The sequence below is a fragment of the Solitalea longa genome, assembly GCF_002920915.1.
GTDB lineage: Bacteria > Bacteroidota > Bacteroidia > Sphingobacteriales > Sphingobacteriaceae > Solitalea > Solitalea longa.
On the sequence record NZ_PQVF01000004.1, the window covers coordinates 103023 to 123301 of the forward strand.

Annotated in this window: 15 protein-coding genes; 8 read left to right on the plus strand and 7 right to left on the minus strand. The window is 36.9% G+C overall.

Going from position 1 to position 20279, the window contains the following annotated elements; genetic code table 11:
• Window positions 1-102 precede the first annotated feature (102 nt).
• From C3K47_RS06245 to C3K47_RS06275, 7 genes are all read right to left on the minus strand, one after another.
• Window positions 103-564, minus strand: a complete 462-nt coding sequence (locus C3K47_RS06245) for a DinB family protein (protein ID WP_103788266.1) — start codon at window positions 562-564, stop codon at window positions 103-105.
• A gap of 10 nt (window positions 565-574) precedes the next feature.
• Entirely contained in the window at window positions 575-1330 is a 756-nt protein-coding gene (locus C3K47_RS06250) for an SGNH/GDSL hydrolase family protein (protein ID WP_103788267.1), read from the minus strand.
• Window positions 1331-1343: 13 nt separating this feature from the next.
• Complete coding sequence (locus tag C3K47_RS06255; protein WP_103788268.1) at window positions 1344-2741, minus strand: pyridoxal phosphate-dependent decarboxylase family protein; 1398 nt, start codon at window positions 2739-2741, stop codon at window positions 1344-1346.
• 153 nt (window positions 2742-2894) lie between these two features.
• Window positions 2895-3632, minus strand: a complete 738-nt coding sequence (locus C3K47_RS06260; RefSeq protein WP_103788269.1) for a carbon-nitrogen hydrolase family protein — start codon at window positions 3630-3632, stop codon at window positions 2895-2897.
• Between the two features lie 260 nt (window positions 3633-3892).
• A complete protein-coding gene (locus tag C3K47_RS06265; protein WP_103788270.1) occupies window positions 3893-4282 on the minus strand; it encodes a GIN domain-containing protein in 390 nt (129 codons plus the stop codon).
• A gap of 286 nt (window positions 4283-4568) precedes the next feature.
• Complete coding sequence (locus tag C3K47_RS06270) at window positions 4569-4943, minus strand: GIN domain-containing protein (protein ID WP_133159340.1); 375 nt, start codon at window positions 4941-4943, stop codon at window positions 4569-4571.
• 231 nt (window positions 4944-5174) lie between these two features.
• Window positions 5175-7082, minus strand: coding sequence for a RecQ family ATP-dependent DNA helicase (locus C3K47_RS06275; RefSeq protein ID WP_103788272.1), 1908 nt, complete (start codon window positions 7080-7082; stop codon window positions 5175-5177).
• 109 nt (window positions 7083-7191) lie between these two features.
• Here C3K47_RS06275 and C3K47_RS06280 point away from each other — a divergent pair, with 109 nt between their 5' ends.
• The 8 genes from C3K47_RS06280 (at window position 7192) to C3K47_RS06315 (ending at window position 20261) form a co-directional block, all read left to right on the plus strand.
• Window positions 7192-8055 (plus strand): fructosamine kinase family protein, encoded by an 864-nt coding sequence (locus tag C3K47_RS06280; RefSeq protein WP_103788273.1) that lies wholly within the window; start codon window positions 7192-7194, stop codon window positions 8053-8055.
• 42 nt (window positions 8056-8097) lie between these two features.
• On the plus strand, window positions 8098-10299 hold the full coding sequence (locus tag C3K47_RS06285; protein WP_103788274.1) for a bifunctional alpha,alpha-trehalose-phosphate synthase (UDP-forming)/trehalose-phosphatase: 2202 nt from the start codon (window positions 8098-8100) through the stop codon (window positions 10297-10299).
• 539 nt (window positions 10300-10838) lie between these two features.
• On the plus strand, window positions 10839-13976 hold the full coding sequence (locus C3K47_RS06290) for a SusC/RagA family TonB-linked outer membrane protein (RefSeq protein WP_103788275.1): 3138 nt from the start codon (window positions 10839-10841) through the stop codon (window positions 13974-13976).
• Window positions 13977-14008: 32 nt separating this feature from the next.
• Window positions 14009-15466, plus strand: coding sequence for a RagB/SusD family nutrient uptake outer membrane protein (locus C3K47_RS06295; protein WP_103788276.1), 1458 nt, complete (start codon window positions 14009-14011; stop codon window positions 15464-15466).
• Between the two features lie 43 nt (window positions 15467-15509).
• Window positions 15510-16247, plus strand: a complete 738-nt coding sequence (locus C3K47_RS06300) for a DUF4843 domain-containing protein (protein ID WP_103788277.1) — start codon at window positions 15510-15512, stop codon at window positions 16245-16247.
• 49 nt (window positions 16248-16296) lie between these two features.
• A complete protein-coding gene (locus C3K47_RS06305) occupies window positions 16297-17838 on the plus strand; it encodes a PKD-like family lipoprotein (protein WP_103788278.1) in 1542 nt (513 codons plus the stop codon).
• A gap of 87 nt (window positions 17839-17925) precedes the next feature.
• Window positions 17926-19065, plus strand: a complete 1140-nt coding sequence (locus tag C3K47_RS06310; protein ID WP_114324633.1) for a transglutaminase domain-containing protein — start codon at window positions 17926-17928, stop codon at window positions 19063-19065.
• Between the two features lie 80 nt (window positions 19066-19145).
• Window positions 19146-20261, plus strand: coding sequence for a TlpA disulfide reductase family protein (locus C3K47_RS06315; protein WP_103788280.1), 1116 nt, complete (start codon window positions 19146-19148; stop codon window positions 20259-20261).
• The last annotated feature ends 18 nt before the right edge of the window (window positions 20262-20279 follow it).

Here is a 20279-nt window from a genome sequence, read left to right on the forward strand (position 1 = left end):
GGTTACAGAGATGCATTGCTACGAAAATAGCAATCACCACTCCCGAAACATAATGTAGTTGTCTGATTTTCATTGGTAGATTTGGTTTCGATTCCGTAAAAGCTAGTTGTTAACCAGTTTTTTTAATGCCATAATATAGCCCAAGTGTAAGCCCTCGTGATATATAATAAAATCAAGTGCTTCTTCGATATTGTTTAATTCGACACCATACCGGGTTGTCCATGAAGTATAATTATCAAAAACATGGTTTTCATAGTCAGTTTCAAACTGATCGAGCACAGAAATCAATAAGCCTTTAATTGTTTCCACTTCTTCACCGTTTACCAACCCTTCTGGTTTGGTTCCCGGTCGGTGGTTGTTGAATAAATGCTCATCAATAGTTACAGGATTACCCGAACGAACATAGCAAACTCCTTGTTTACTGGCGAGCAAATGGCCAAGGTGCCAAACGATGTTGTTGTTAAATCCTTCAGGAATTTTATTCAATTGTTCAACAGTAAGTTCGTTGATTACACTTAAAGTAAAAGCTCGCGTTTTTCTTAATGTTTCAATTTGTCTGTTCATGTTTGTGTTTTTAGTTTTTCAAATCTTCCCAGCCTACTTTGGTTGTAAGTGCTGAGGTATTTAATTGTGTCAATTCATTTAAAATGCAATTAGCAAATAGGCAAGCTCCATCTTTATTTAGGTGAATGCCGTCAATAGTTAAAAACAGATTTCTTTTGCTGCTTAGTTTGCCGGTATTAATTGCCAATTGATCAAATAGGGTAATTGCCCAAAAGCTATCAAGACAGTAAGCCGATTGCGGTTTATCTTTCAGAAAGAGCTCGAATTCATGACCTAGATCTGCCAATAACAGGTTTTCATCCGAAGCAACTTTTCTAATTGCCTGGTTGAATTCGTTTCGATGGAAATTGGATGGAGAGCTTAAATCTTCGCCAATACAGCCCACTGTGAGCAATATCAGTTTGCCATTAAAAAGTGTTTTAATATCCTGCACGGTTTTTTTTAGCAAAATATAGCTTTCGTCGAAATGAGCAAATGGCTGATATCCCTTTTTCAACTGCTGGCTGTAAGCAAAATTGAAGAGTTTACCTTTGGCTTTAAAAGTTGGCAACAATAGATCGTTATAACCTCCTTGTAAAATTATGTAATCATAATTATTATTCAGCTTTAAATGGGACAATAGCCGCGTGAATATAACATTACAGGTTTCGCCATCATTACCCAAATTGGTTATGTTAAATTCAGGATGGTGATTCCCAATAATATAAACGAAACTTTCGCCCAGTTTTCCTTTAGTGATACTGTCACCAATGAATAACAAATTCATATTATTAAAACGATTATATAAATAAACCTTCCATCTCTTTGATTACCAATTCAATATCTTGTTTAGAAGTTCTCCAGTTTACAAAGGCAGCACGGATTCCATTTTTTCCTTGGTAAACCGTAGGTGTCATAAACACTTTGCCGGTCTCGTTCAATAATTGGAGGAATTTTGAAACGCTCCCTTGCTGCTCCTCACCTTTTAATGTAAAACAAACATTGTTCAACCTAACAGGAGCTAATAGTTCGAAATTGGAACTATTCTGAATGTATGTTCCGAATTGTTTCGCCAATTCCACCGAATTTTCAACAATATCACTGTATCCATTTTTACCATAAGCATTTAGGGTAAACCAGGCGGGCAAAGCCTTCAATCGCCGGGAATTCTCCGGCAGAAAATTTAAATAGTTAAAATTCGTCAATGGATCGCCCAAATAAGGTGCGTTGGAATTTTGGTAGGTCTCGGATTGCAAAACTCTATGTGTTTCCTTAATCAAAAAGAAAGCACTTTCATAAGGAACATTTAACCATTTATGGCAATCAATGGTAATACTATCGGCAACCTCCCAGCCGCTTAACAGCGATCTGTATTTAGGAGAACAGGCCGCAAAACCACCAAATGCCGCATCAATATGTAACCAGAAATTATATTTAGCTTTAAGCTGGGCAATTGCTTTGAAATCGTCAAAATCAACTGTGTTCACCGTGCCGGCATTGGCAATAAGTATAAATGGCTGACCATTTAAGGCTTTTATTCTTGTTTCCAGATCTTCGATATCGATTGCTTCCCGATTTCCCTTTAGCACATTTACCTTATCGAAATTATTGCTGCCAATACCCAGCATCGATAACGATTTAACGACAGAAGAGTGCGGGACAGCGGAAAGGATTTTGATAGCACCACTTAACCCTTCTTTAGCATAATCTTTACCTAGTTGGCGGCCAATCCATTGTCGGCCCACTCCAAGGCATGTAAAGTTCGACATAGTCGCTCCTGTTACAAATCCACCTAAAAAGTCCGTAGGCAAACCAAATAAATCCAGCAATAATTGTATGGTTTCATTTTCAATTGAAGCCGAAATATCACCCTGTCCTTTTAGTGCCTGCGTGTTCTGATCATAAAAAGTAGCCAGCATATCGCCCATAATCGAAGCCGGTGTTGATCCGCCTGTAACAAAGCCCCAATACCTTGGGCCAGAAGAAGCCACCATTAAAGGTTCAAATTTTTCATTGAACAGGTTAAGCGTTTCCAAGCCGCCTAAACCTGTTTCGGTTAATTTGTCTGTAGGTTTAACCACTAAATTGCAAGAAGTATAGCGGTCATTGAGTTCATTCAGGTAGTCGATCCCTTGTATTTTAATGCTTTCCAATAAAAGCTCTAGGTTTTTAAGATCATCTTGTAATAGTTTATTCATCGTATTTGTGGGGTGTTTTGCGGTTGCTAATTAATTTTCAGCCTAAATTAAATCTTTGTTTTCAGTGTGGATAGATGTTCAAGACAAGTAATTGTCCGAGTTATTAAATAAAAGAGGTTTATAAAAACAACAATATAAATGAAGCTTTTCAGATCAATCAAAAAGAGGATCACTTAGGATATTGGTAGTTTTTGTATCATAGATCAATTGACCTTCAGTAACACCATCTAATTGGGCAATTAATTGGCCTTGTTGATCCCAAACAGATGACCTTCCGGCACATTCATAGCCACCAGATTGGCCAACATAATTAGCCATAAACACGGTCATTTTATACTTTTTGGCAATTGCCGAAAGTTTTTCAATATCAGCATCAACACCGGTTACTGAGTTCAAAACGCTGGCAATGTAAATAGTTGCTTTCTGTTCTGCTGCATATTCGTGGTGTTCAGGGTTCGAAAGCTCGAAGCAAATTGCCGGAGCAACAATATGTTCATTATCAAAATGAAATACTAATGGGTTGTTTCCTGAAGTAAATATTTCCCTTTCTGGCGGAAACAAATACTGTTTAGAGTATGTGATCTTATTTTGATTGGGCTGAATGATAATCATGCTTATAAACAGCTGGTTGTTATTTCTTGTGGGTAAACCCACCCAAATACTGATAGAATGTTTATCACTAAGTTGCTGAAGCACATCAAGCCGCGAATCACTTGCTGTGGTAGCCAGTTCCTGAGCTAGTTCGGGTTCATAACCTGTTAATGATAGTTCCGGAAAAACAATAAGGTCCACATTTTTATTAACCGCCGCTTCTATAAATTTCACATGTGATCTAAGATTTTGATCAATAGTTCCTTTTAAAGGTTTAGTTTGAACAATACTTATTCTCATAAATTAATTAATGTATAAAATATGATTTTAGTTGACAGGGTTTTATCAATTTAGGTTGAAGTAATAGTTAAATAGTCAATTGAATGTACGCTAATTGACCGTTTTTTACAGGCATTGTAAATATAGGGCTATTTTGTTGATACAGCCGCAACGTAAAATAGAAAATTTGATAGTACAAATTCAGTTAATAAACTGTTCGACTAAAAAAACAAAAAGCCGTTTTGTTGATCAAAACGGCTTTGCTATGAATGGGTTACACCTTAGTTTTTCACAATTTTAACATCACCATAAGTGCTTATATTCCTTATGTCTTTTAACGTAACATAAAGCGTAATTCGTTTCTTTACAGTATCTGTTGTATACACATTAAGCTCAGTATTATCTAAAAAAGATTGTACACTACCGGTTAATTGCTCAGGAGCCTCAACTACCACCTTTTGCTCTGTACCTTCGATTAAAACAACTTTGAAATTGCCACTTATTTTAATGGTTTCAAATGCAGGAGTGCTTAATTCTTTTTTTACCAATTCTGTACCTGGTTTACCTTTTTTAGGACTACTATCATCCGTTGAAATGGTAAACGACATAGTGCTCATTGTTAATAATACAACTGCTACAGCTGCACCAATTTGTTGAATCATTTTTTTCATAATTATCAGTTAAGTTTTAAGAGTTTTTTAGGTTGACTCGTTTCAGTGATTCAAAGTTGCAGTGTAAACAGCATTTTTTCGTAACAATAGCAGTAACATACTGAGTGCAGTGGTGTAAAATAGCGGATACTGAGAAATAGGAATTTTACAGATCGTTAAGATTTTTTAACAATTAAGAAAGATGTCTTTAATGGAAAAATCTTATAAAAAATAGAAGGAGAATGTGAGAAAAAACAAAAGCCGCTTTAGAGGGATCTAAAACGGCTTTATATTCATAATACAGAAATTAGTTTTTCACTATTTTAACATCACCAAAGGTGGAAATGTTCCTAATGTCATTAAGTGTTATATGAAGTGTAATTCTTTTTTTCACATCACTTACAGTATACACATTAAATTCCCCGTTGTGTAAAAATGATTTAACTGAAGTGGTTAATTTTTCAGGTGCTTCAACAACGATCTTTTGTTCTGCCCCTTCCGTTAGTATTACTTTAAAATTGCCGCTAACTTTAATTGTTTCGAAAGTAGGAGCGGTCACTTCTTTCTTTATTATTTCTTCCCCGTTTTTAGTTTTGTTTTCGTCATTAATAAATGACATAGTGCTCATAGATAATAACACAACTGCTACAGTTGTAAAAATTTGGCTGATCATCTTTTTCATAATCATCTAAAATTTAGTTTATATTGATTGGTCTATTAAGAGGCGCATTTTGATGGCGCAAATGTGCAGTGAATAATTACTGTTTAAGCAACACAATTGTAACATATAGAATACACTAAAGTAACTTTTATGTTACCATGTAACATAAAAGTTATTTATCAGTATTTTAATTTGCATTTAACGAAAATATTTAGTATGTACAGTATAAAACCGAAATAAAACAAAATAATATTAGGCAAGATTCAGAATTTCATTTTCTGACAGAAAAAGAGTTCCATCATCGATTAAAAGGCGTATATAGTAGGTAAATTGTTCACTCGGGTACTGAGTAAATTTCTGTTGCAAGTCATCAATGGTCATCGTCCTTTCTGCTAAAATAACAACAATTTGATTCCTAAAATGATTAAAATCAGTTTCTAAAATTGTAACATTCTTTTTACTTTCTATACAGATATCACAAGTACCACATGGCGAGGTATTGATTTCATCAAAATATTTTCGTATGAACATACTACGGCATACATCCGTTTCAGCGGCATACTTAAACATCACAGCCAGCTTATTCTCCTGGTTACTTTTACGTTCTTCGATATAAGCCTTATTGATGAACATGTTTTTGGCATCAGCCCTTGGTGTTAGAAAAGTTACACGTGGACAGTCTGATTGTGGCAAATAATTAATTATTCCCAGTTCGTCGAGCTTTTTTAATAACTGGATATAGGTGACATAATCAATGTGTGTCCGTGAGGCCAGCAGCTTTTCATCAATTGAAACATAACTATCGAATAAACTACCATATGAACGCAAAATGATTTTTATTGGAATATCAAATTTGGCATTGGCAATTTGAAAACGGTACAGCTCATCATTGTTTACCACAAATTTTATCCGTGAAGAAATAAACACCCCTTCGTTAAAACTTAAATAACCATCTTTCTCCAAAAACTTGAAGCAGTTGAGCACTTTAACCGCTTTTAAATTATAACGCGAACAAAACTCATTGATATTAAGATCATAACTTAAAAACTCCCCTGCCCCAATTGCCAATTGAAAATAGTTGCCCAGGGCCTGATAAACCGCCCGAATGTCCACTACCTCAGGGAATGAAAGCTGCTGTTTCTGCTCCATTTCTACCCTATCTGCATCGCAATAAAGTAAAACCGCAAAGGCTTTTTTTTCATCCCTGCCAGCCCTGCCTGCTTCCTGGTAATAGGATTCAATACTGTCGGAAGGTTCATAATGAACCACAAAACGAACATCGGGCTTATCGATTCCCATTCCAAAAGCATTGGTGCAAACCATCACCCGGAGTTTATTATTGATCCAGGCGGTTTGCTTCTTAAACCGATCAGCTGTTGGTAAGCCGGCATGATAAAAATCGGCACTTATTTTATTCAACCATAGAAAGCGAGCCAACTCTTGCGTTTCACGGCGGTTACGAACATAAACAATTCCACTTCCTGCTATTTTGTTAATGATCTCCAGCAGTTTCTCATGTTTATTCTCAGCGTTTCTAACAGCATATACCAGATTTTTACGCTCAAAACTTTTGGTAAAAACCCGTGCATTTTTAAACTGAAGTTTTGCCTGAATATCTTCTTTAACCTCTTTTGTAGCAGTAGCTGTTAGGGCCAGAAAAGAAATACCGGGCAATAATTCACGTAAATCGGCAATTTTTAAATAAGAAGGTCGAAAATCGTAGCCCCATTGTGAAATGCAATGAGCCTCGTCAACGGCTATGAAGCTAACTTTCATCCTTCGTAAACGAACCTTCACGATTTCAGTTGAAAGCCTCTCGGGCGACATATACAGAAATTTAACATCACCATAAATGCAGTTATCCAACGCAATATCAATTTCACGGTAACTCATTCCCAAAAAAATGGCCACCGCTTTTATGCCTCTGCTTTTCAGGTTTTCTACCTGGTCTTTCATTAAGGCAATTAATGGCGATATAACTATGCAAACTCCGTTGAGGTGCAAAGCAGGAACCTGAAAACAAATGGACTTCCCCCCGCCTGTTGGCAGTAATGCCAGCGTATCATTTCCCTGCAACACCGATTCAATGATGTCTTGCTGCAAAGGCCTGAATGTATCATAACCCCAGTATTGCTTTAATATTTGCTGAATGTCTGCCATTAACTTTAAACCATGAAAATAAGACAAAGCTCAACACACTGCAACCCGGTTTTACTAATCCGCTTATTTTCAAAGCATTAATTCATTACGGTTGTTTATCTTTAATAAGATGAAAACAATTTTTCAACAGGCATTAAGTCAGGCTTTAAACACTGAAGTTACTGTAACTGACTTTCGGGCACTTGAGGGTGGTTCTATTAGCAAAGCTGCAAAAATTGAAAGCAATGAAGGGCCGTTTTTCATCAAATGGAATGATGCTTCATACCATAAACTATTTGAAACAGAAGAACTTGGACTCCTAAAACTGAGGAAAGTTTTACCTGATTTTGTTCCCCAATTTATAGGCTCTGGAATCGTTGATTATACCGCATTTATTATTTTAGAATGGATTGAACCAGCCAAGCTGAAACCTGATTACTGGGAAGATTTTGGCAAAAAAATGGCCTTACTACATCAAAACAGCGATAATTCGTATGGTTTAGATTATACTAACTTTATTGGGAGTTTACCGCAATACAATGCTATAGGCAATTCGTGGATTGATTTTTTCATTACAAACCGGCTACAGGTATTGATAGAAAATGCTTTCAATAAAAACCTTTTAGGTAACTCTCATTTAAAAAAGTTTTTTGGTTTTTACAGCAAGTTATATTCTCTAATTCCTGAAGAAAAGCCTGCGTTATTACATGGCGATTTGTGGACCGGCAATGTTTTATGTGGAAATGACGGGTTGGTGAGAGTTTGTGATCCAGCCATATATTATGGTCACAGGGAAATGGATCTTGCCATGACCACTCTATTTGGTGTATTTAACGAACGGTTTTACGATACGTATAATCAATATTTTCCGCTTGAACCTGGATATAAGGAGCGTTTCAACATACATAATTTATACCCTTTATTAGTTCACCTGAATTTATTCGGCTTAAGTTATTTAAGTCCGATAGAGCAGATCTTAAAGGCATACGCATAAGCTTCTTTAAAATTCAGGCGAACTCTTCAATGATCTAAATTTATGAATAGGGCAAAAACTATAATTGTATCTAATCGTTTGCCAGTAAAAATTGTATTTAATGGCGAACAAATGATTTACCAGTCAAGTGAAGGTGGTTTAGCAACAGGATTAGGCAGCATTTATAAAGATGGTGATAATATTTGGATTGGCTGGCCAGGAGCTATAATCAATGAAGAAACTAAACAGGAAAAAATTGCTGATGATCTGACAGATAGAAACTTATCCCCTATTTTTTTAACCGAAGAAGAATACAATAAATATTACGAAGGATTTTCAAACGAAACGCTTTGGCCGCTTTTTCACTATTTCCCCTCCTACGCCAATTATTCAGATGAAAATTGGAATATGTATAAAGCTGTAAATCAAAAATTTGCTGACGCTGTTTTGGAAGTTTTAAAGAATGACGACCAGATTTGGGTGCATGATTATCAATTAATGTTAGTGCCGCAAATGATCAGGGCTAAAGCTCGGAATGCTAAAATTGGATTTTTCCTACATATCCCCTTTCCTTCTTATGAAGTATTCCGGTTACTTCCATGGCGGGATGAACTATTGAAAGGTCTTGTTGGCGCCGACCTACTTGGTTTTCACACCTATGATGATTCTAAATATTTTATCAATTCCTGTCAGCGTATCCTTGGCCTAACTACAAATTCAAACCAATTATTTATACACGATAAGCCAATAATTGCTGATGCCTTCCCGATAAGCATTGATTTTGATAAATTCAATAGCCTGGCTAATGATCCTCTGCAGAAACCACATGAAGAAAATATCGTTAAGCGAAAAGGGAAAGCGAAGCTTATGATTTCAGTGGACCGACTCGATTATAGTAAAGGACTCATCAACCGGCTTAAAGCTTTTGATAAATTACTGGAGCAAAACCCTCAATATATAGAAAAGGTGGTATTTGTTCAATTGGTGGTTCCATCAAGAGATACTGTAAAACAATACGCTGATTTAAAAGAAGAAGTTGACAAGATGGTGAGCAACATCAATTCTAAATATTCAACCCTCGAATGGGTGCCTATCCATTATTTCTACAGGTCGTTTTCAATAGACTTGCTGGCTGCACTTTATAAAACTGCAGATATAGCCCTTGTAACCCCCATGCGCGACGGAATGAATTTAGTAAGTAAAGAATACGTTGCTTGTAAAACAGATGAAACAGGTGTATTGATTTTAAGTGAAATGGCAGGAGCCTCGAAAGAGTTAAACGATGCCTTAGTGATCAACCCCAATGATTCAAATAAATTCGTTAAAGCATTGGTTCATGCTCTGGAAATGCCTGTTGACGAGCAAAGACAGCGAATGCGATCAATGCGTGAGATTGTATCGCGGTTTAATATTCATCATTGGGTTAAAGTTTTCATGAACCGCCTTGAAGATGTTAAGGTTTTGCAACGCAAATTATCAGTTCGTGAGATCACGCCAATGATTGAAACGATGATTAAAGAACGCTACCAACGTGATCAGAAACGATTGCTTTTATTAGATTATGACGGAACCTTGGTTGAATTCAATAACAATCCCTTATTAGCCTACCCTGATTTCGAGTTAATTCAGTTGATCCAAAAGCTGATTGATGATCATAAAAACACGGTTGTGCTTATTAGCGGACGTAAACAAGAAACCCTGGATGAGTGGTTCGGACACATGAACCTTAGTATTGTTGCTGAACATGGTGCCTGGATCAAACGCAGAGGTAAAATTTGGCAGCATCATGAAATTGATGTAAGCTGGAAGGAGGACATTTATAATACTATGCAATCAATAAATGAGCGCACTCCCCGATCGTTCATTGAAGATAAAAGCTATTCGGTTGCCTGGCATTATCGCAATGTTGAAATTGGCCTGGGAGAATTACGTGCTAAGGAACTGGTTGAAAACCTGAAAACCATAGCGGCCGATAATGGGCTACAAATAATGCATGGTAATAAGGTTATTGAAGTAAAAAGTAACGAAGTAAATAAAGGCAAAGCGGCTAAAAAATGGATCGATCATCATAATTACGATTTTATTATGGCTATTGGCGATGACTTTACTGATGAAGATACTTTTAGAGCATTACCCAAAGGTTCAGTTAGTATAAAAGTAGGAGGCACTAGTTCCGAAGCTGCTTTTTATCTGCACACTCCAACCGATGTAAGATTACTGCTTAAAAAATTAATAAAAACCAAAGAGAAGATAACGATAGAATAGCTTATATATTGTACGTACTTGTAATTGTAGCCATCTCCTCCTTTTTTAAGCAAAGGCCGGAAGAAAACAAATAAATTCTATTGAAAATCAGTTACATATAAATAAAACCGTTTTAATAAGATTCTGCTCTCCCCCTCTAAAACTCCCCATATTAACCAAATCCTGAGGCAGCCTCTCCCCGTTTTCTTTATTCATAATTGTTTTTCACTAAAAAATAGTGGAATAATCCATTGTTTTAACACTTGATTAAAATCAAATTGTGCTTTCAAAGCAATACAGAAAATAAAATTTTCTAAAGGCCCCAAAAGGCCACCAATTAATGAATAAAGCAACATTTTTATTACATGTTATGCTTTCCATTTTAAGACCTAAACTAAAAATTAAATGAAAGGAGCGCCATAGTAAAAAATCAACACTAAAAAATAATGGAAACGGGCGATGTTGCAGCATCACCCGTGTGAGGTAAGTTTAATAAATTCCTTTGCTTTCAACCGGCAAAACAGGGACTTATTGTGTTTAACTAAACCCAATCAAATCTAATGAAAAATTGTTACGAAAAAGTTATTACAAAAAAATACAACCCTAAAGCTTGTTTCAGAAAAAAGAGCTTTTTAGCTCTACTGTTAATGGCGTCTTCCATTAATCTAATGGCGCAATCAGAGCCACAGCAAGCCAAAGAAGAAAAAACGGCAGCTACGGCAACCCGAAAGAAAATCCAGATCAACGGAACAATTACCGATGAAAATAACAACCCATTGATAAGAGTTACTGTTGGAGAATTAGGTACCAAAAACGGGACTGTTACCAATGAAAAAGGTCATTTTCATTTAATAGTACAAGATAACGCTGTTGTGTTGATTACCTATTTGGGAATGGAATCACAAAAACTGCGAATGGATGGTAAAACTACTTTCAATATTGTAATGAAAGAAAGTAGCACTTCTATTAAGGAAGTGGTGGTAACTGGTATTCCTTTTAACCGTAAAGCTGAAAGTTTTACAGGTTCCTACACAAAAATTACTGCTCAGGAATTACAAAGCGCAGGAACTCAAAACATTTTTCAAAGCTTGAAAAATTTAGAGCCATCCTTGAACTTTATTGACAATAATGCCACCGGTTCTGATCCTAATAAAATGCCTGAATTGCAGATCAGAGGAGCATCTTCATTCCCTGATGTGAACAATGAGTATGCGACCAAACCCAATCAGCCGCTGTTCATTGTTGACGGCTTTGAGATGGCCATTGAAAAAGTAGCAGACTTGCCTCTACCCCGAATAGAATCTGTTACCATTTTAAAAGATGCATCAGCTAAAGCTTTATATGGTGCAAGAGCGGCTAATGGAGTTATTGTTATTGAAACGGTAAAACCAAAAGGAGGAGCATTAAGAATTAGTTATAATGGAACTCTGGGTATTGAAGCCCCTGATTTTAGCAGTTATAACTTAACGAATTCATCCGAAAAATTAGCCCTGGAAAGACAATTAGGCGCATACAATCAAAAACAACCAATTGAGGGCTTACGATTTGATAGTTTGTATTATGCTAACTTAAAAGCGGTACAAAATGGAGTAAATACCGATTGGTTGGCTCAGCCTACTCAAACCGGTATAACCAACAGACATACAATTAACATTGAAGGTGGTGATGAGCATTGGACTACCGGGTTTTCATTATTTAGCAATGGCACCCAAGGAGCAATGAAAGGTAGTGAAAGAAATAATTTAGGAGGAACGCTTAGTATAGGTTATCGCCAAAGCAAGATCTTGTTCCGAAACCAGTTATCATTAACCAAATCTAATTCAACAAACTCCCCGTATGGCGATTTTTCGTTCTATGCCCAATTAAATCCATATTGGAGACCTTATAATGATGATGGTAGCGTTCGCAAGGTTTTAGGCCTTAGTCCGTTATACGGACAGACTGTTTACAACCCAATGTTCAATGCTACCCTGAATGGTCGTTCAACTTCAGCATATACAGATCTTACAAATAATACTCAGCTTGAATATGCTTTCACCGATCATTTTAAGGTAGTTGGACGTGTAGGATTTACCAATACAGTTAATGGCTCAGACGAATTCATTCCTGGAAGTAATCTCAAGTTTATTGCTTTTGTAGGTGATAACTTATATAACAGAGGATCGTATGACAAAACAAACGGCAAGTCTTCATCGGTAAACGGTGACTTGAACGCTAACTACAGCAACAGATGGGGAAGACATTTAATTTTTGTCAACGCTGCTGCCAATATCCGTGAAGATAATAGTGAATCTTATTCATACTCGGCAACAGGTTTTCCGAATGACAAAATGGATAACATCATCTTCGCTAAACAATACGCTTCAAGCGCACTTAAGCCAACCGGCAGTGAGGCTACAACAAGGGAACTGGGAGCATTGGGTATGATCAACTACTCTTTTGATGAAAGATACGTTGCTGATTTTTCTCTTCGCACGAGTACTTCTTCTCAATATGGTGCGGATAACCGCTGGGGTATGTTCTGGTCGGCAGGTGCGGGCTGGAACGTTCATAAAGAGAAGTTCTTTGGAGATAACCAGTACATCAATTTATTGAAACTGAGAGGCTCAATGGGTAATACCGGTTCACAAAACTTCAATGCTTACCAGGCAATGTTGTTGTATAACTACTTTGTTGACCAATCTTATCAGGGAATGGTAGGTACGTATTTGAACAACCTTAATAATCCGGGTTTGAAGTGGCAGCAACGCATGGACTATAACGTTGGTCTTGATGTTGATTTTATGAAACGGTTAAGTCTTCGCTTAGACGTATACAAAGGTGTAACCAATAACCTTCTTACTGATATCACCACTCCGCCCTCACTTGGCTTCGCAACTTATAAAGCCAATTTAGGCCAGCTTGTAAATAACGGTTTCGAGTTCCGTGTGAATTACAAAATGTTTGTAAATACTGCGAACAGACAAGTGCTGAATGTTTTTGTATCAGGGGCATCCAATAATAATAAAATTACCAAGATCTCTAATTCGCTACAGAGCCTTACAAATTTACAGGATACTAAATCCAGAACCAGTAACAAGCCATTGGTAAGATTCCAGGAAGGCCAGTCTCTAAATTCAATTTGGGCAGTTCGCTCAAATGGTATTGATCCGGCTACCGGAAAAGAGATCTATGTGAAATTAGATGGAACCTTAACTGATGTATGGGATCCGGCAGATAAAGTTGTAGTAGGTGATAACTTGCCTAAAATGATGGGAACTGCGGGAGCAAACTTTGCTTACAAAGGTTTAACGATAGGTGTAATAGGTCGCTACAGAGTAGGCGGTCAAACCTATAATCAAACACTGGTTGATAAGGTAGAAAACGCATCATTAAATAACAACGTTGATGCACGTGCTTATTACGATAGTTGGAAACAAGCAGGTGATAATGTGCTGTTCAGAAGTATTGGCACAACCCAAACCACCACTCTTGCTTCATCACGTTTTGTGCAAGATTTGAGTGAACTATCAATATCATCTGTTAATCTTGGCTATGATTTTTATAGTTATTCGTTTGTTAAAAAGTTAAAATTATCAGCATTGAGAATGGGACTTAATCTAAACGATGTTTACCAAATCAGTACTGTTAAGGTAGAAAGAGGTACTTCGTATCCGTTTGCCCGTAACTGTTCATTAACGCTTAATGCCAGCTTCTAAGGGATTTTTTATCAACCAAAAAAGAATTTGAAATGAGAAATAAAATATTAGCAAGCTTACTGACACTGATCACATTGATTAGTACCACTTCTTGTGAAAAATGGATGGATGTGGCCCCTGCTACAAAAATTAAATCAGAGGTGTTGTTGCAAAACGAGCAGGGATATAAAGATGCATTGATAGGTTGCTATACACTAATGAAAGGGCAGTCGATGTATGGCCGTGAACTTACTTTTGGTTTCATGGACGCCGCCATTTTGCAATATGATCTTGGCAACGTTACTTCATATAAAGATTTAAGTCTGAAACCACTAACCTATACCTCTACTGGTATTCGCACAATAGTGGATAATGCCTGGAAAAACATGTATAACGTGATCGCTAACGTAAATAACATCTTAGATCATATTGATGCAGATAAGGCCAAATTTACAGGAGATAATTATCAGATCATTAAAGGTGAAGCATTGGCAATAAGAGCCTTCATTCATTTAGATCTGTTGCGCTTATTTGGTTCTACTGATTTAACCCAAACGGCAATTCCTTATGTTACTACCCTTGGCACCAACGTTACGCCACGTTCCAAAGGAGAGCAAGTAATGGAATTAATCTTGAAGGATTTGAATGATGCTGCTGACAATTTAAAAGTAGATCCTATTAAAATTGGTTTGAAACGTAATTCGGATATCTTCCTTGATAATCGTCACCAACACTTAAACTATTATGCCGTTAAGGCCATTATGGCCAGAGCCTATTTGTGGAAGAACGATAAAGAGAATGCCCTTATAAATGCAAAAGAGGTTATCGATATAGCTAACAAAACATTCCCTTGGATTCTACCGGCAAATATTACCGCCTCTTTAGAAAGAGACAGGGATTACACATTTTCAACAGAAAACCTTTTTGCGCTGAATGTATTTGATTTGAAAACAATTGGAAATACCTGGCTTTATACTGCTACTACTACAAGTCAACTCCAAAAGTCGGGTGCCGCGGCTGGTACTTCTGGTTATACTCAAATGTTCGAAACCGCTAGTATAGGTGCCAATGATCTCCGTTTGTTGTACGTTACAAAGAAAGTAGGAACCTCAACCTATATCGTTAATAAATTTTATCAGCCCGACAACTTGAGGCCAGATTATGCAGCAATGATGCCTCTACTTCGTCGCTCGGAGATGAACTACATCGCTGCTGAATGTAATATTGGTATTGATAATCAGGCAGCTATTAATTACCTAAATGAAGTAAGAGGTAACAGAGGTATTGTTGTGCCACTTAGTTCTTCATTAACCGATGATCAAATTCGGACAGAAATTTTGAAGGAGTACAGAAAAGAGTTTCAGGGAGAAGGCCAGCTATTTGCCTACTGTAAAAGAACCAAACAAACCATTATTCCAGGAACTCCATCTGGAGGATACATTGGTACTCCAATAACTGAAGTTCAAATGATACTTCCATTGCCTGATAGCGAAGTAGAATTCGGCAGATAGAGAGGTTTAATTCATATTGTAAAACGTTAAAAAAATTATAAAAATGAAAGCAATAGTTAAAGCATGTTCTTTAGTTCTTTCATTGGGCTTTCTTTTAAGTGCCTGTTCTGAAATGGATATTCCAGGCTACGAGAATGATCCCAGAATGTTTTTTCAAATTCCTGGAATTGGAAATACTTTACGCGATTCAATTATTTATTCATTCCCGGCACATCCAACCATTACAGAGGCTGATACCCTTTGGTTTGATGCATGTATTATGGGCAATGCTGCTCCCGTTGATCGTGAAATTGGAATTAAAATAAACACCGAAAAAACCACCGCTGTTGAAGGAGTTAACTTTAAGTTTCCGAGTAAGATAATGCCTGCCAACGCTTTTAAAGCGCGTATTCCAATTGTGATCTATAGATCCGGATTAAAAGACAAATCGGTTCGTCTGCAAATAGAAGTGCAAGAAAGTAAAGACTTCAAAATTGGTTATAACAGATATAATTCTGCGGTTTTTATTTGGGGTGATAAATATTTGAAACCGGATATCTGGGATATTTCGGAATATGTTAAGGCATTTGGTACATTTTCAGAGAAAAAGTATGCCTTCATTTTGGAATCATGTAAACTAACTGAACTTCCTGATCCTAATGATAAACCAGCATTGCAGTATTATAATGCATTGGTAAGAAACGCTCTAATAGAGTATAACGCCTCTCATCCTGCATTAACCGATGAAAATGGAGCAGTAATAATAATAAATCAATATTCTGCCGCCGGAGGTGTTGGTTAACAGTTATTAGAGATCGACAAAAGTTAATTTTTACTAAAAAGGAAATTACATGAAAAGAAAATATTGTTTCGCAGCTTTAATGGCCCTTTCATTATTCTGGGCAGGTTGCGCAAAAGATGAGGGAAATTATACCTATAAAAATTTAAGCACTTATTTTGTTGATACGGCAGGTATGCCAAAATCGTATCTGGCTAAACAAAATGATGTGGTAAATATAAATCTGAATAACGTAGAAGGTGCTTCAACAGATTTATCGTACGAATGGAAGCTGGTGACGCAGAGTTACGCGGCCGATCCAAATACCGGCACTTATGTTAATAAAACATTGGCAACTACAAAAGATCTTTCTTTTAAGGTAGTGGATGTGCCGGGAGAGTATTATTTGGTTCTGTATACTAAAGATAATTCAAACGGAGGAATCACTCAAACCATTAAAAAAGCCTTGACTATCAGCGGTTATGCTTCGCCGGGATTGATGGTGGTACACGGATCAAATAATGAAAGTGACATAAGTATTCTTGTAAACAGTAAACTGTATAGTGCATATACCCAGGCCGATAAAATTCAGTCAAATGTTTTCTCTGAGATCAATGGAACTAAAATACCTGGTGACGGCGCAGGGGTTACTCATATGGTACAAGGTTGGGTAAGTGTGTTCACCAATAACAACAGTGGCGGATATCGTTTAAATCTGAACGACTTGCGCATAATGAATACTTACCCTAACATGTTCGTTATGCCTATGGCTTCTGGTGATGTGCAATTTCAGGCCTATGATAGCTGGAGTTATAACGAGCTAATGATAAATAAGGGGGATCTCTATTTTATGTCGCAGGCACAGGTTAATATTTTCAATAAATATGGCTATAAGTGCTACGGTCAGGATTATGTAGCGGCTCCATTTATCGCCGCAACGGATGGCGGTAAATCCCCTTTTGTTTTTTACGGTGTGATCTACGATGCCAAGAACAGACGCTTCCTTTACATTGATTATAACCATGATATAAAATTGTTTAAATCCCTGCCTGCAAATGGAGCCGGGAAATTTGACATGAGTAATGTAGGTAAGGACATGGTATATGCAGAAATGGGACTAGGAACCACTACACCGAAATGGTATTGCGTAATGCAGAGCCCGAATAATCCTGCAACCAGACAATTATACGTATGTCAGTTTAACGTAGCAGACGATGGTAACAGAGGTGTTGATCTAATCGATATCAGTGCAGCTACTGATTTAGCTAATTCGAAATATTTTGCATTCGGAAGCAAGGCTAATATTATGTACCATGCTACCGATACAAAGATCTATCAGAACAATTATGCTAGTGATAAAAAATCGAATTTATTATTAGATATTTCTGGTTCTTATCCGGGAAGTGTGATTACATCAATGAAAATATTCAAATACACTTCGTCTCCTGTTCATCCAAACGATGGCAAGCTTTTATATGTTGCCCTTTACAATGCAACAACTAATGAAAGTACGCTTTTACAAATTAACGTAAGTGAAATAAACGGTTCATTTGGCACTATAACTCCTTATTTGTTTAGTGGTAAAATTTCGGCGATGAGCTATAAAGCAAAATAATTTTATTCATTTTTTGAGGGGAATTCACCGCTGCTAAGGCGGTGAGTTCCATTTTTAACCTATCAATTAAACCAAAGATTTAAAGAAATGAATTTGAATAGACTTAAGTGGGTCTTGGTGTTAACAGTCTCCCTTTTGCAGTTGCAAAGTGTTGCCGGTGATAAGTCTTTAAGTGTGCAGGAAGATAGAATTAGTGGTTTAGAGAAAGAGTCAAAAAAAGTTGAGCTATCCAATTACCCTAAGCCAACCTCCTTACAGGAAATCTCTGACCTGTTAACGAATGCAATAAAATCACTTACAAAAACTATTTATTTTGACGCATCTGCTATGAAAATGACAGATAGTCAGCTAAAGATGACCGTTCTAAATGCATATTATAATGCATTGAATAAGGATAATTCTTTGAAACACACTTATAAGGTGGTGCCCACTCGTAAACCAGGAACAAAGATCATGGTATGTGAGATTAAATACATGCCTTATAAGCTGGGTATCAACCCAAAAACAATACCAGCGGGTACTAAAAAGATCAATAGTTATAACGATCTCCTATCTGCAACATTAAACTCCCCTTCCGGGAAGAATATTCCGATCGCTATAACCAACAAAGATCTTGATTTTACTACTATGCAGTTAATATTAGGATCCAATTGTGGCTACGGATATTTTGTTTATACGTTTAATGCCGAGGCAACCACCATTAACTGTACTCCTGCCCCTAAAGGCTTACCCGGAGCGCCAACAAGCGTAAGTGACTGTATATTAAAGATCAATACTGTTAAAGATTCGGTTACAGCGATCTTAACTCGTATTATAACTCCTGAAATGACCAATGATCAAAAATTGACCTCGATTTACAATTATGTAACTCGAACTTCATACGATTTCAATTATAATACTCCCAAGTTGCCTTTTGATTCACAAACGGCTTATGGTGTTTTTGTAAATAGAAAAGCTGTATGCGGTGGATATTCATGGGCCTTTAATTTGTTGGCAAATGCCGCAGGAATTAAATGTTATAATGTGGGTGGAAAGGGTGACAATGTTACTCATGCCTGGAGTATGGCCAACTATAATGGCGAGTATTATTACTTTGATAGTACCTGGGACCGTGGCTTAAACCAACACCCCTATAGATATTTCGGCCAAACAGAATCCTATTTCCAATCAAAAAGACATGTTTGGAATAACTCAATGATCAATGCTTTGGTGGCTGAGAATCAATAAACGCTTTGTTAATCAATAGAGTATAGAAATCTTTTACGGTTTATACTCTAATTTAATTTGACCTTTTACAATAAGTATAGATGAAAACGAATAACCTAAAGTGTTACATCACAACGCTTGGTATTTCCCTTTTGAGTTTGCAAGGTTTTGCACAAAGCAAAGATTGTATAGTTAGTGGAAAAATCAACGGAATAGATAAAACATCAAAAATAACTGTCGGTCGCGATCACGGCGATCATGGGGGCCGAGAGATCTTAAAGCAGTCAACAATAGATGCGAATGGAAATTTCTCATTTACAATTCCGGCTCAATTAGCTAATGAAGTATATGATTTTCAAATTGAAGGAATTCGATCAGCTTTTAATTTCGTGGCAGAAAAAGGCCACATTGAGATTACTGGTGATAAAAACAAACTTTACGCTTGTGAAATAAAGGGAACTCCTCAAAACGAACATTGGAATAACTATCAGAAATTCTCCCTGGCACAAACCATGAAGAGTAATCAGGTGATGATGAATAGCCAGCAATATTCTAAAGAAGAAAAAGTGGCTTTTTTCAAGAAAGCGGAAGCCGAAAAAAAAGCTTACACCGATTCGTTGATCAAGAATTACCCGAATTCTATTGTTTCATTGTACCTGGCTAAGGGTCCTTTAATGATGATGAAGTATGATCAGATTGATGCTGTTCTAAAAAACTTCAACCCCTACTTTTCTAAGCACCCCTATTACCTTGCCATGAAGCAGCGCGCGGATATCATTCGCAAAACGGCTCCCGGTGCAATTGCTCCTGATTTTACTGTGTTTGAGAAAGATGGAAAATCGAAGATCACACTCTCTTCTTTCCGTGGAAAATATGTAATGCTCGACTTCTGGGCCTCTTGGTGTGTTCCTTGTCGTGCTGAAAATGTGCACACAAAAGAGATGTATGAGAAATATCATGCTAAAGGTTTAGAGGTAATTTCCTTCTCATTAGATCATGAACTCGACAAATGGCAAGAAGCCTTAACGAAAGATGGTTTGATATGGAACAATGCTTCTGATCTGATAGGTGGCTTAAAATCACCTGTAGCTAAAAAATACGGTATCGATGGTATTCCTGCTATTTGGATCATTGATCCTAACGGGAAGATCATTACCGAAGGTGTAAGAGGCGAAGAGTTGAATAAAGTACTGGAATCGATCTTTAATAAAGGATAGTTTCATTTGGAGATTATC

What these genes read in the sequence shown, in the direction of transcription:
- C3K47_RS06245 (WP_103788266.1), bottom strand. Translation starts at nt 564, where the DNA reads ATGAACAGACAAATTGAAACATTAAGAAAAACGCGAGCTTTTACTTTA.
- C3K47_RS06250 (WP_103788267.1), bottom strand. Translation starts at nt 1,330, where the DNA reads ATGAATTTGTTATTCATTGGTGACAGTATCACTAAAGGAAAACTGGGC.
- C3K47_RS06255 (WP_103788268.1), bottom strand. Translation starts at nt 2,741, where the DNA reads ATGAATAAACTATTACAAGATGATCTTAAAAACCTAGAGCTTTTATTG.
- C3K47_RS06260 (WP_103788269.1), bottom strand. Translation starts at nt 3,632, where the DNA reads ATGAGAATAAGTATTGTTCAAACTAAACCTTTAAAAGGAACTATTGAT.
- C3K47_RS06265 (WP_103788270.1), bottom strand. Translation starts at nt 4,282, where the DNA reads ATGAAAAAAATGATTCAACAAATTGGTGCAGCTGTAGCAGTTGTATTA.
- C3K47_RS06270 (WP_133159340.1), bottom strand. Translation starts at nt 4,943, where the DNA reads ATGAAAAAGATGATCAGCCAAATTTTTACAACTGTAGCAGTTGTGTTA.
- C3K47_RS06275 (WP_103788272.1), bottom strand. Translation starts at nt 7,082, where the DNA reads ATGGCAGACATTCAGCAAATATTAAAGCAATACTGGGGTTATGATACA.
- C3K47_RS06280 (WP_103788273.1), top strand. Translation starts at nt 7,192, where the DNA reads ATGAAAACAATTTTTCAACAGGCATTAAGTCAGGCTTTAAACACTGAA.
- C3K47_RS06285 (WP_103788274.1), top strand. Translation starts at nt 8,098, where the DNA reads ATGAATAGGGCAAAAACTATAATTGTATCTAATCGTTTGCCAGTAAAA.
- C3K47_RS06290 (WP_103788275.1), top strand. Translation starts at nt 10,839, where the DNA reads ATGAAAAATTGTTACGAAAAAGTTATTACAAAAAAATACAACCCTAAA.
- C3K47_RS06295 (WP_103788276.1), top strand. Translation starts at nt 14,009, where the DNA reads ATGAGAAATAAAATATTAGCAAGCTTACTGACACTGATCACATTGATT.
- C3K47_RS06300 (WP_103788277.1), top strand. Translation starts at nt 15,510, where the DNA reads ATGAAAGCAATAGTTAAAGCATGTTCTTTAGTTCTTTCATTGGGCTTT.
- C3K47_RS06305 (WP_103788278.1), top strand. Translation starts at nt 16,297, where the DNA reads ATGAAAAGAAAATATTGTTTCGCAGCTTTAATGGCCCTTTCATTATTC.
- C3K47_RS06310 (WP_114324633.1), top strand. Translation starts at nt 17,926, where the DNA reads ATGAATTTGAATAGACTTAAGTGGGTCTTGGTGTTAACAGTCTCCCTT.
- C3K47_RS06315 (WP_103788280.1), top strand. Translation starts at nt 19,146, where the DNA reads ATGAAAACGAATAACCTAAAGTGTTACATCACAACGCTTGGTATTTCC.